Annotated in this window: 10 protein-coding genes and 1 pseudogene; 7 read left to right on the forward strand and 4 right to left on the reverse strand. The window is 71.2% G+C overall.

What is annotated here, in order from left to right:
• Positions 1-11: 11 nt before the first annotated feature.
• From CRT23_RS15810 to hslU, 5 genes are all read left to right on the forward strand, one after another.
• Complete coding sequence (locus CRT23_RS15810; protein ID WP_103710451.1) at positions 12-407, forward strand: GFA family protein; 396 nt, start codon at positions 12-14, stop codon at positions 405-407.
• Positions 408-510: 103 nt separating this feature from the next.
• Positions 511-1,047 (forward strand): ATP-dependent protease subunit HslV, encoded by a 537-nt coding sequence (gene hslV, locus CRT23_RS15815; RefSeq protein WP_055948373.1) that lies wholly within the window; start codon positions 511-513, stop codon positions 1,045-1,047.
• Between the two features lie 79 nt (positions 1,048-1,126).
• Positions 1,127-2,797: a methyl-accepting chemotaxis protein gene (locus tag CRT23_RS15820; protein ID WP_103710452.1), complete on the forward strand. Its 1,671-nt coding sequence runs from the start codon at positions 1,127-1,129 to the stop codon at positions 2,795-2,797.
• Between the two features lie 127 nt (positions 2,798-2,924).
• A complete protein-coding gene (locus tag CRT23_RS15825; RefSeq protein ID WP_103710453.1) occupies positions 2,925-3,995 on the forward strand; it encodes a hypothetical protein in 1,071 nt (356 codons plus the stop codon).
• The gene (hslU, locus tag CRT23_RS15830; protein WP_055948363.1) at positions 3,995-5,308 is read left to right on the forward strand and encodes an ATP-dependent protease ATPase subunit HslU; all 1,314 of its coding nucleotides are present in this window, start codon (positions 3,995-3,997) and stop codon (positions 5,306-5,308) included. The genes CRT23_RS15825 and hslU overlap by 1 nt, the downstream gene beginning before the upstream one ends.
• A 53-nt stretch (positions 5,309-5,361) precedes the next feature.
• On the opposite strand, the gene CRT23_RS15835 is transcribed toward hslU, so the two are convergent.
• The 4 genes from CRT23_RS15835 to CRT23_RS15850 form a co-directional block, all read right to left on the reverse strand.
• A complete protein-coding gene (locus CRT23_RS15835) occupies positions 5,362-7,065 on the reverse strand; it encodes a methyl-accepting chemotaxis protein (RefSeq protein WP_103710454.1) in 1,704 nt (567 codons plus the stop codon).
• Between the two features lie 201 nt (positions 7,066-7,266).
• Positions 7,267-8,343 (reverse strand): MBL fold metallo-hydrolase, encoded by a 1,077-nt coding sequence (locus CRT23_RS15840; RefSeq protein WP_103710455.1) that lies wholly within the window; start codon positions 8,341-8,343, stop codon positions 7,267-7,269.
• 97 nt (positions 8,344-8,440) lie between these two features.
• Positions 8,441-9,526: an aromatic ring-hydroxylating dioxygenase subunit alpha gene (locus tag CRT23_RS15845; RefSeq protein WP_103710456.1), complete on the reverse strand. Its 1,086-nt coding sequence runs from the start codon at positions 9,524-9,526 to the stop codon at positions 8,441-8,443.
• Positions 9,527-9,943: 417 nt separating this feature from the next.
• Entirely contained in the window at positions 9,944-10,516 is a 573-nt protein-coding gene (locus CRT23_RS15850; RefSeq protein ID WP_103710457.1) for a hypothetical protein, read from the reverse strand.
• A 181-nt stretch (positions 10,517-10,697) separates the two neighbouring features.
• On the opposite strand from CRT23_RS15850, the gene pgeF reads away from it, so the two are divergent.
• Together pgeF and CRT23_RS15860 are read left to right on the forward strand one after the other, a co-directional pair.
• Positions 10,698-11,486, forward strand: a complete 789-nt coding sequence (pgeF, locus tag CRT23_RS15855; RefSeq protein ID WP_103710458.1) for a peptidoglycan editing factor PgeF — start codon at positions 10,698-10,700, stop codon at positions 11,484-11,486.
• Positions 11,487-11,750: 264 nt separating this feature from the next.
• Positions 11,751-11,949 (forward strand): annotated as a pseudogene (locus CRT23_RS15860) (porin family protein); the annotation flags it as partial.

An 11,949-nucleotide genomic window follows, 5' to 3' on the forward strand; every position in this document is an offset into this window, starting at 1 on the left:
GGGAGATTCGCATGGCCTTGACCGGACGTTGCCGCTGCGGCGGCATCCACTCCGTGGCCGAGGGCGAGCCGAGCCACAGCGCCCTGTGCCACTGCACCGATTGCCGGCGGTCCTCGGGCGCGCCGGCGGTGGGCTTCGCGCTGTTCCCGGACGACCGGATCACCATCACCGGCACCCCGTCCGTCTACGAATCCTCGCCGGGCGTCCGCCGCGAATTCTGCGGGACCTGCGGCACCGGCCTGTTCTACCGCAACGCGGCGGTGTTTCCCGGCCAGGTCGACCTCCACACGGCGACCCTGGACGATCCCGACGCCCTGCCCCCGTCGATCCGCATCCAGGTCGCGGACGCCCCCGAATGGTTCGGTCGCTTCGACGCGCTGCCGGCCTTTCCGCGCTATCCGGGATAGGCGGCGACGCTTGGAGCCGGCCCAGCGAGCGACTACGTGAGCGGGGTTCCCAACCGAACCGGAGCCTGTCTTGTCCCATTCCGAAGCGAGCGGTCCGCCGCAGATGCACGCCACGACGATCCTGATGGTCCGCAAGGGCGGCCGGGTAGTGATCGGCGGCGACGGGCAGGTCAGCCTCGGCCAGACCATCGTCAAGGGCAATGCCCGCAAGGTCCGGCGCCTCGCCAAGGGCTCGGTGATCGGCGGCTTCGCGGGGGCCACGGCCGATGCCTTCACGCTGTTCGAGCGGCTGGAGGCCAAGCTCGAGCAGTATCCGGGACAGCTGACCCGGGCCTGCGTCGAGCTGACCAAGGACTGGCGCACCGACCGCTACCTGCGCCGCCTGGAGGCGATGATGCTGGTGGCCGACAAGGAGGTCAGCCTGCTGCTCTCGGGCGCGGGCGATGTCCTGGAGCCGGAAAGCGGCGTGATGGCGATCGGTTCGGGCGGGAACTACGCCCTGTCGGCCGCCCGCGCCCTCGAGGACAGCAGTCACGACGCAGAAGAGATCGTTCGCCGGGCGATGCGGATCGCCGCCGAGATCTGCGTCTATACGAATGACAGCCTGGTGATCGAGACCTTGGAAACGGCCGAGAGCTGATCGCGGGCCGACCCGTTAACCGAAGTTTTCGAGACACTGTTTACGAGCTTGAATCAACGCTCGTGGCAGGGTCCCGAACATGACGATCAAGGCGAAGATACTGTTGTTCGTCCTGGCCTGCGGGGCGATCACCCTGGTGGTCGCCGGCGTCGGGATCGCCACCCTCTCGGCCTTCAACGACGCGATGGTCGAGTCCCGGCAGGCGGCCCGCCGGGCCCTCGACGCGGCCAACGTCAACCGGCTCGTGAGCAACGTCGTCCTCGAATCCCGCGGCGTCTATGCCGCCAAGGACACGGCGGACGCGCAGAAATACGCCGACCGGATGCGCCAGAACCTGTTGGCGATGAACGACCTCCTCGGCGCTCTGGGCCGCCGGGTCCCCGAGGCGGAGCGGGCGCAATTCGATCGGGTGCTGCAGGGGGCGGCCACCTTCACCAGCCTGCGCCAGGAGATCGCCCGGGCGGGAACCGCGCTCGCCCCGAAGGCGGCGGCGGATCTCGGCTTCAACGAGGCCAACCGCGCCAACCGGCAGGCCTTCCAGGATTCCATCGACGCCCTGGTGGCCGGCGGCCAGGCTCAGGTCGCTGCCATCGATGCCGCCACCGACACTCTCTACGACGGCCGCCTGACCCTGCTGATCGTCCTGGCCGCGGGCGGCACCCTCGCGAGCCTCGTGCTCGGCCTCCTGATCGGGCACCGGCAGATCGCGGCACCCCTCGCCCGGGTCACCGCGGCCATCCGGCGCCTGTCGGAGGGCCAGCTCGACCTGCCGCCCGTGAAGCCGGGCCGCGACGAGATCGGCGCGATCTGGTCCAGCATGCAGGTCTTCGCCCGCTCCATGCGGGAGACCGAGACCCTGCGGGCGACGCAGGACGAGGCCGCCGGGCTCGCCTCCACCCGCCGCCGCACCGAGCGGACCGAGCTGGCCGACCGCTTCCAGGGCAGCGTCGGCGCCCTCGTGGGCGACCTCTCCGACGCCGCCGCCGCCATGGAGGAGACCGCCCGCTCGATGTCGGCCCAGGCCGAACGCACCAACCTGCAATCCGCCGCCGTGATGCGCGCCGCCCAGGAGACGGCGCAGAACGTCCAGGCCGTGGCCGCCGCCACGGAGGAGCTCGCCGCCACCGCCAACGAGATCGGCCAGCAGGTCGGCCAGACCTCGGCCGCCGCGGCCAACGCCGTCGAGAGCAGCCGCCAGACCAATGCCCGGGTCGAGGCCCTGGCTGAGGGCGCCGCCCGCATCGGCGACGTCGTCGCCCTGATCTCGAGCATCGCCGGCCAGACCAACCTGCTGGCGCTGAACGCCACCATCGAGGCGGCCCGGGCCGGCGAGGCGGGCCGCGGCTTCGCCGTGGTCGCCACCGAGGTGAAGACCCTCGCGGCCCAGACCGCCAAGGCGACGGACGAGATCACGGCGCAGATCGGCATGATCCAAGCCGCCACCCGCGAGACCGTCGAGGCGATCCGGGAGATCGGCACGACCATCGGCAGCGTGCACAGCATCGCCCTCGGCGTCGCGGCAGCGGTGGAGGAGCAGCAGGTCGCCACGCAGGAGATCGCCCGCAGCGTCAGCGACGCCGCCCGCGGCACCCACGACGTCACCGAAACCATGGCCGAGGTCCAGGGTGCCGCGGTGGAGGTGGGTGCCGGAGCCGCCCAGGTCCTCGCCTCGGCGGCGGAGCTCGCCCGCCGCTCCAGCGCCCTCGACGGCGAGGTCACGCACTTCGTCGGCTCGATCCGCGCCGCCTGAGACACGGGAACGACTGGAAAGGGCGAGGTGGCGCGCTTAAGTCGGGGGCGTGCGTCGTCCACCCCCTTCCCGCCCGACGCGGCATCGCCCTCGCCCTGCGCGGGGTGACCCACCGCGAGGTTCCGTCGTGATCACCGCCGACCACCTCCGCCGCGCCGTGGCCGAGGGCATCATCACCGAGATCCAGGCCGCATCCCTCGATCGCCTGGCGCGGGCGAACGGGGGGCCGGACACCGGCCGCGACGAACCCCGTGACGACGAGCGCCTGCGCTTCGTCTCGGGCTTCGCCGACATCTTCGTCACCCTCGGGCTGTTCCTGTTCCTCGGCGCCTGCGCGCATTTCGGCCTGTCGACCCTCGGCCCGGCGACCGGCTACGCCCTGATCGCCGCCCTCGCCTGGGGCCTCGCCGAGTTCTTCACCCGCCGGCGCCGGATGGCGCTGCCGAGCCTCGTGCTCCTCGTGGTCTTCGCCCTGGCGGTGCAGTCGGCGGCGGCCTTCGCCCTCGCCGGAGGGGGCGGCGCCGGTGCGAGCTGGCCGACCCTCCTCGACCTGACGGCCGATCCCCGCTCGGGCCCGCTGCCGCTGATCGGCGGCGCCCTGGCGACCCTCACTCTCGTCACCCTGCACTACCGGCGCTTCTCCGTCCCGATCACGGTGGCGGCTGGAGCGGCGGCGCTCTGCGCCCTCGTCTTCGGGGTGCTGCTCGCGGCGGCGCCGGACCTGACGCGCGCGGGGCGCAACGGCCTGTTCATCGCAGCCGGCCTCGGCGTCTTCGCCCTCGCGATGCGCTTCGACCTGTCGGATCCGGCCCGCGTCACCCGGCGCACCGACATCGCCTTCTGGCTGCACCTGCTGGCCGCCCCGCTCATCGTCCACCCGATCCTGGGCAGCCTGACCGCCGGCGGCGGCCAGGCGGCGACCCTCGGGGTGCTGGCGATCGTCCTCGGCCTCGCGGGCATCGCCCTGGCGGTGGACCGGCGGGCCCTCCTGGTCTCCGGCCTGGTCTATGCCGGGCTCGCCCTCGGCGCCCTCGTGCGCGGGGCGGGCTTCGCCGGCAACACCGTCCCCTTGAGCCTTCTCACCCTCGGGGCCTTCATCCTGGCGCTCAGCGCCGGATGGCACCCCTTGCGCGCCCTCACCCTGCGCGCCCTCCCCCGCCCCCTGGCAGCCCGGCTGCCGCACCCGATCGGAGCGTGATGACCACCTTCTCTCCCCGCGAGATCGTCTCGGAACTCGACCGCTTCATCGTCGGGCAGGCGGATGCCAAGCGCGCCGTCGCCATCGCCCTGCGCAACCGCTGGCGCCGGCAGCAGCTCACCGGCCCCTTGCGCGAGGAGGTCGCCCCGAAGAACATCCTCATGATCGGGCCGACAGGCTGCGGGAAGACCGAGATCGCCCGCCGCCTGGCGCGCCTCGCCGGGGCCCCGTTCCTCAAGATCGAGGCCACCAAGTTCACCGAGGTCGGCTATGTCGGCCGCGACGTGGAGCAGATCGTGCGCGACCTCGTAGAGGTCGGCATCGGCCTCAAGCGCGAGGAGAAGCGGCGCTCGGTGAAGGCCAAGGCCGAAGCCGCCGCCGAGGCCCGCATCCTCGACGCCCTGGTCGGCCCGACCGCGAGCCAGGCCACCCGCGACAGTTTCCGGAAGAAGCTGCGGGCGAGCGAACTCGACGACAAGGAGGTCGAGATCGAACTCACGGGCGCCGCCCCGGGCGGTCTGCCGATGTTCGAGATCCCCGGCATGCCCGGCGCCTCCATGGGCGCGGTCAACCTCGGCGACATGCTCGGCAAGGCGCTGGGCGGCCAGAAGGGCAAGCCGCGCCGGATGACAGTGAAGGACGCCTACGCGCCGTTGCTGGCCGAGGAATCCGACAAGCTCGTCGACGCCGAATCCCTGACGCAGGAGGCGATCCGCGAGGTCGAGGACAACGGTATCGTCTTCCTCGACGAGATCGACAAGATCTGCGCCCGCGAGGGCCGCTCCTCGGCGGACGTCTCCCGCGAGGGCGTGCAGCGCGACCTCCTGCCCCTGATCGAGGGCACCACGGTGGCGACGAAGCACGGGCCGGTGAAGACCGACCACATCCTGTTCATCGCCAGCGGCGCCTTCCACGTCTCGAAGCCCTCCGACCTGCTGCCGGAGCTGCAGGGCCGCCTGCCGATCCGGGTCGAGCTGCAGCCGCTGACCGTCGAGGATTTCCGCCAGATCCTGACCTCGACGGAGGCGAGCCTGCTGAAGCAGACCGTGGCGCTGATGCAGACCGAGGGCGTCACCCTCGCCTTCAGCGACGACGCGGTGGACGCCCTCGCCCGGGTCGCCGTCGACGTGAACAACTCGGTGGAGAACATCGGCGCCCGCCGGCTCCAGACCGTGCTGGAGCGCGTCATCGACGAGATCTCCTTCACGGCCACCGACCGGTCGGGCGAGACCGTGCCGATCGACGCCGCCTACGTGCGCGCCCGGGTCGAGAGCCTCGCGGCCAACGCGGATCTGAGCCGGTTTATTCTCTGACCGGGGCCGTTCTTCCGCCTGGGGGAGTCCGTCGACCCGCGTGACGTCGCGGCTCAGGCCGCGACGGCGCTGAGGAAGCGGCCGATCTCGGCCTCGAGGCCGGCCGCCACGTCCTCGACGGAGGCGGCGCTGCCCTGGACGCTCTCCGCCATGGCGGCCGTCCGGCGGGTGGCGTCGGTGACCGTGCCGAGGTCGCGGGCGATGGCGACCGAGGTCGTGGCCGTGTTCCCGGCATTGCGCGAGATCTCGCCGGTGGCCTCGCCCTGCATCGCGACCGCGGCGGCGAGATCCTCCGTCATCGCGCTGATCGTGCCCATCCGGTCGGTCATGCGGCCGATCGCATCCACCGCCTGCCCCGTCGAGGTCTGGACCGAAGCGACCTGGCTGGCGATCTCGTCGGTGGCCTTGGCGGTCTGGCTCGCCAGCGCCTTGACCTCGGAGGCGACGACGGCGAAGCCGCGCCCCGCCTCGCCGGCCCGGGCCGCCTCGATGGTGGCGTTCAGCGCCAGCAGGTTGGTCTGGTCGGCGATGGCGCGGATCAGCCCCACCACGTCGCCGATGCGCTGGGCCGTCCCGGCGAGCTCGCCCATGCGGTGATTGGTGCTGGAGGCCTCGTCGAAGGCGGCGTCGACCGCGCCCTTGGCGGCATCGAGGCGGCCGCTGATCTCGACGATCGAGGCGGTGAGCTCCTCCGCGGCGCTGGCCACGGTCTGGACGTGCGACGAGGTCTCGCGCGAGCCGGCGGAGGCGCCCTCCACCGCACGGGAGGCCTCGGCCGAAGCGCTCGACATCGCGGCCGAGCGGCTGCGCAGGTCGCCGGTCTGGGCACCGACGGCGTTCAGGGCCTCGGAGACCTGGCTGCGGAAGCGCGCGATCTCGGCATCCAGGAGCGCCCGGCGGTCCTGGGCGACCTGGCTCATGGCAGCCCGGTCGGATTCCAGCGCGCGGGCCCGCAGGCTGGTGTCGCGCAGGGCCTCCAGGGCGCGGGCGACGGCACCGACCTCGTCCGCGGCATCCCGGTAGGGAATGACGCCCTCGTAGTCGCCTGCGACCAGGCCGGAGGTCCGCTCCGCGATGACCCGGATCGGCCGGAACAGGCGGACGGCCACGAGGCCGACGAGGAGGCAGGCTAGGGCGGCGACGGACAGGATGGTCCAGCGCATCGCCGCCATCGTCTGGGCATAGACCGTCTCGTAGGCCTCCAGGGGAACGCCGACATACAGGAGGCCGTTGATGCGCCCGGCCGCGTCCAGGGTCGGCTGATAGACCGTGAGGTAGGAGCGGCCGAACAGGTTCGCGGGCCCGCTATAGGCCTTGCCGGCGCGGATCAGGGCCAGGGCCGGATGGTCGGCGGCCAGGGCGGTGCCCACCGCCCGCTCGCCGCGCTCGTTCTTCATCGTGGTCACGCGACGCACGAAGCGATCGCCGGCGGGATCGTAGGCGAACACCGTCGCGCTGCCGCCCACATATGCCACAGTGCGGTCCACGATCGCCTGGTCGGACAGGCCGCCGAGGTCGGGCATGCGGGCCGTCCGGACCCGATCGCCGTCGAAGGCGATCTCGGCCCCGGCAATCCGGTCGCCCGCGACGAGGCTCAGCGCGCGCAGGTGGCGCTCACCGTCGGCGCGCTGCTTGGCCTCGAGCTGTGACCCGATCTCGTAGCCGGTCACCAGTAACAACGCAGCGGACACCAGCAAAATTGCGCCAGCAGCCAGCAGAATGACCTTCGCGGTGAGCGTCTTGAGGTGAATCATCATGCAACCTATCGGCGATCGTATTTAAAGTACGACCAGGACTTGGCTGAGAGACGCTATCAACCTCTTAACGCGCGAATCACTCGGCGCGATTTGAAACCGGATGACCGAACCTCGATGGCGAACATCTGCGTTCGACTTTGATCCTTTATCGAGACTTCTGTCCTGATCTGCGCGGCGCCGTGGCCAGCGATCCGGAAAGCCTCACGCTTCCCAGACCTGGCCCGGCCGCATCGCCACGAACCGCTCGGGCGCGAGACCGTGCGCGGCGCGCGCCTCCGCCAGGGCGTCCACCGGCTGCTCGATGCCTTCGTCCGTGAGCTGGAAGGTCCCCCAATGGTGGCCGAGCATCTGGTCGGCCCCGAGCAGCAGCCCGGCTTCCACGGCCTCGGCCGGGTTCATGTGCTGGTCCTTCATGAACCAGCGCGGCTCGTAGGCGCCGATCGGCAGGGTGGCGAGCCGCGGCGGCCCGAAGCGGGCGCGGGCGTCCCGGAAGGTCGCGCCGTCGCGGAGCCCGGTATCGCCCGAATGGTAGTGCACCCCCACCGGCGTGGTCAGGACGAAGGAGCACCACAGGGCCATGCGCCGGTCGTTCAGACCCCGGGCCGACCAGTGGTGGGCGGGCGTGACGTGGACGGTGAGGCCACCGCCGAGATCCACGGACTCGCCCCAGTCGCGGGTCTCCACGTGCATGGTGTCGTCGTAGGCGCGCAGCACGGCCTCGTTGCCGAGGGGCGCCAGGATCAGCGGCTGGTGCGCCTGCCAGATCCGCGCGACCGCCGCTCCGTCGAGGTGGTCGTAGTGGTTGTGGGTGATCAGCACCGCGTCGATCGGGGGCAGGTCGGCGAAGGCGATCCCCGGGGGGTTCACCCGCTTGGGGCCGGCGAACTTCACCGGGCTCGCCCGGCGGGCATAGACGGGATCGACCAGGATGTTGCGGCCGGCGACCTGGAACAGGTAGCTCGCATGCCCGATCAGCGTGACGCGCAGGCCCGAGACCCGCTCGGGCGGCACGTCGGGCGCGTAGGGACTCGGGTGGAAGGCCGGCCAGGCCTGGCGCAGAGGACTGTCGACCCCGCGCCGGGAGCGCCAGCGGGCGATGTCGCCGAGGGTCTTGTCCGCCGGCTGGTCCGGGCTGTGGAAGCGGACGCCGTCGAAATGGTCGCTACGCGGCCCGCGATAGTAGGGATTGCGCCCGCGCTTGTGGGCGGCATAGCCGACCCCGCCGAGCGTCATCACCGTGGCGGCGCTCAACGCCTTGATCAAACTATGCCGTTTCATGGATCCGAGATGGCGGCTGCGGCGCGCCGATCAAGCGCCGCGGCCCCGCATCGCGTCCGCAAGACGCATCACTGGCCGATGCGCGGACCCGGGCCGGTCAGGAGCGCCAGCGCAGCTCCTGCGTGGCCAGGGGGTTGGCGAAGGGCCGTCCCTCCCGGGCCGCCTGCAGCGCCTCGCGCTTGAGGCGGAAATACCATTGGGACGGCAGGTCGCCCTGGCCGAACAGCACCATGGTGGGCTTGCGGTCGAGGCCGGCCTGGGCGTGCTGGAGCACCTGCTGGTCCTGGGTCAGGAACTGCCGCATCAGCGGCCGCGCCACCGGCTTGAGGAGATTCAGCGCCGGCATGTTCCAGTACAGGGCGTTCGTCAGCATGGTCCGGTTCTGGGTCAGGGGCGTGGCGAAGGTGTAGTTCGCTACCCGCTTCGTCCCGGCCTCGATCCGCTCCAAGCGGACGCCCGGCAGGCGGAATTCGATCTCCACCGCGGGCACGCCGCCGAGCAGCCGGTACACCGGCGAGCTCGTCGTCGTGGCGTGGCTCGTCATGGTGAAGCCGTGCGGGGTCGGCGTGAAGGTCTTCACCTTCTCGCGCAGCTCCTTCGAGGGCCGGAACCACCAGGAATCGTGCACGAAGGCGACGTGTCCGGGATCCACGAGGCTGAGCGTCGTCAGGTCGAAGGAGGCCTCGACCACGAGTTCCACCACCAGGGACCCGGCCGCCGTGAAGCCGAGCTCCGGCAGCGCCGCCGGGGGCGATCCGGTTTCCGGCCCGAGATACGGATTGACCCAGGCGAAGCCGGCGCTCTCGCGGATGGGAAAGCGCTGCACCGCGATCCGCGTGAAATCGGCCGTGTCCGAGGCCGACAGGGTCGGCACGTCGCGGCATCGGCCGTCGGTGCCGAAGCGCCAGCCGTGGAACGGGCAGGTCAACGCGTCGCCGTCGAAGCGGCCCTTCGACAGGGCCATGCCCCGGTGGGGACAGCGGTCGCGCAGGGCGAAGGGAGCGCCGGAAGCCTCGCGACTCAGGACGATCTGCTCGCCGTTGAGCTCGACGGCGCGCAGGGCCCCCGCCTTCAGGGACTCGGACCGGCCGACGCAGTACCAGGCGTCGGGCAGCGGCTGGCGCATGGCGTCCGGGTCGAGCGCCGCCTCGTCGGGCGCCGGCATCCGCAGGGCTGTGGACATGGAGGGAAGCGGGTCCGTGGCCGGTGGGCGCGGACGCGAGGTCGGTGCCGCGCCGCGCGAGGGGAAGGCCGGAACCTTTAGACCTCCGGCGGGGCCGAGGCCAGCCGCCCCCCCGCGGCACCGTGGACCCGCCCCGAGGGGAGCGGCGGATGGGCGCGGGCGCGGGCCTTTTCAAACCGGAAGGGGCTGACTAACTTCGGCTCACCCGCAACGAACGAAAGGAGGTGATCCAGTGTCTCATTGTCATCAGCCGCTCACCCCGGCCTCCCGGACCTGGACCTTCGCCTCCGGCGCAGCCTTCTAGCGCTCGACGCGAATACGACAGTTCCGGCCGGACACGAGTGGTTCGGCAATGGAAGGGCCGCCCCTCACGGGGCGGCCCTTCGATGTTTCAGGGTGGTGTCGGGAGTGCGGGCCTCAGAGGCCGCTGCGCTTCTGGAAGATGGGCTGCGCCAGAGCCTCGGCCCGGGCGGCCCAGAGATCGCGCTCGCCGCGCATCTCGGAGAGCTGCGCCGCATCGGCCGCGCCCTTGGCCCGGAGGTCGCGGAGCTCGCTCTCCAGCTCGCCCTGCGTCGCGCTGAGCCGGTCGCGCTCGCGGCGCGCCTCCTCGAATTCCTGCATCTCGGCCTCGACATGGGCGCGCAGGTTGCGCAGCTCACGGGCGATGACGCCCTGGAGCGCGTCGTAGCGGTCGTTCTCGACCTTCAGCTTGGCCTTCAGCATGATGTTCTCGGCCATCAGGTCCGAGAGGTCGCCCTCCACGGCATCCGCCGGAGCGGCGGCCGGCGTCACGACCCGCGGGGTCCAGGCCTTGTTCTGCTCGGCAACCCGGGGCTCCTCCGCCAGCGAGGCCGGAACGACCGCCGGCTGCGCCTCGGCGCCCGCCGGTTGGGTCGCGGCCTTCATGGCTGCCAGCCAATCGCGCAGCGGACCGGGCTGAGGCCGGGTCGCCGTTTCGTACGGGGCGGGGTGACGGGCTGCTTCCGACATCGGCTGATCCTCGACTCTTGAAGCGCATCCGATCAAAACATGCTTAACGAACCGTAAAGAGCCGCGACGTCAGGGTGTCGTCGGGGTCACTTACACCCGCGCGCAGGCCTCACGGTCGCGAGAGCCGCGCCCGCCCAGTCCTCCCCCAGCAACGCAATCCTCCGCAAGGGTCGAAGTGCCTATGACGCGCGAACATCCCGAAGCCCTCGAGTCCCCGCATCTCGCCGGCCTCCCGGGCATTCGGCACGCCTTCTTCACCCGGCGCGGCGGCGTCTCGGAGGGACTCTACGTCGCGCTCAATGGCGGCCTCGGCTCGCGCGATGCGCCCGACCACGTGGGCGAGAACCGCCGCCGCATGAGCCGCCACCTCGATGTCGCGGAGGATGCCCTCGTCAGCCTGTATCAGGTCCACTCGCCCGACGTGGTGGTGGTCGAGGGTCCGATCGCCCTCGCCGATCGCCCCAGGGCCGACGGGATGGTGACCCGGGTGCCCGGCCTTGCCCTGGGCATCGCCACGGCCGATTGCGGCCCGATCCTGTTCGCCGACCCGGAGAACCGCGTCGTGGGCGCCGCGCATGCGGGCTGGAAGGGCGCCCTCGGCGGCGTGATCGAGCGCACCATCGCGGCGATGGAAGGGCTCGGCGCCGCGCGAAGTCGCATCGTCGCCGTGCTCGGGCCGACGATCGCGCAGGCCTCCTACGAGGTCGGACCCGACTTCATCGCCCGGTTCCGGGCGGACGCCCCCGCCTTCGAACGCTTCCTCGGTCCCGGCGCGCGTGCGGACCATGCCCAGTTCGACCTCCCGGGGTTCATCCTGGCGCGCCTCGCACAGGCCGGAATCGCCCAGGCGGACGATCTCGGGTGCTGCACCTATGCGGATCCCGACCGGTTCTACAGCTTCCGCCGGACGACCCATCTCGGCGAGGCGGATTATGGCCGACTGATCTCCGCGATCACCCTCTCGGCGTAGGCCGTCCAGACCCTGCGACACTTTGTCAAAGGCCGATGACGGAAAAAGCGTGGCCGTGCGCGAACCTTGGCCATTGGTGCGCGTTCGGTGTTCACGGAGTGGGTGAGAATAAGACGAGTATCGCCACAAAGGGGCCGCGTTCGCTGCGGCTGGCGTGATCGTAACGCAACAGCTTCTCGCACGCTGCTGGCTTAAAGACGGGGAACTGCAGCGGACGCCACCCGTAAAAGTGGCGCCGGTGCGTAACGGTTAGAGGACCAGATCATGAAATCCTTCCTTCGCAGCGCCACCGCGCTCGCCGGCATCGCGATCGCCGGCTCCGCCTTCGCCGCCGACCTTCCGCGTCGTCAGGCTCCCCCGCCGGTGTTCGTGCCGGTGCCGGTGTTCACCTGGACCGGCTTCTACGCCGGTTTCAACGCCGGTTACGGCTTCGACGCCTCCAGCAACAGCCAGCCGACCGTCA

Source organism: Methylobacterium sp. V23 (genome assembly GCF_002917135.1).
In the GTDB taxonomy this organism is placed as follows: Bacteria; Pseudomonadota; Alphaproteobacteria; order Rhizobiales; family Beijerinckiaceae; genus Methylobacterium.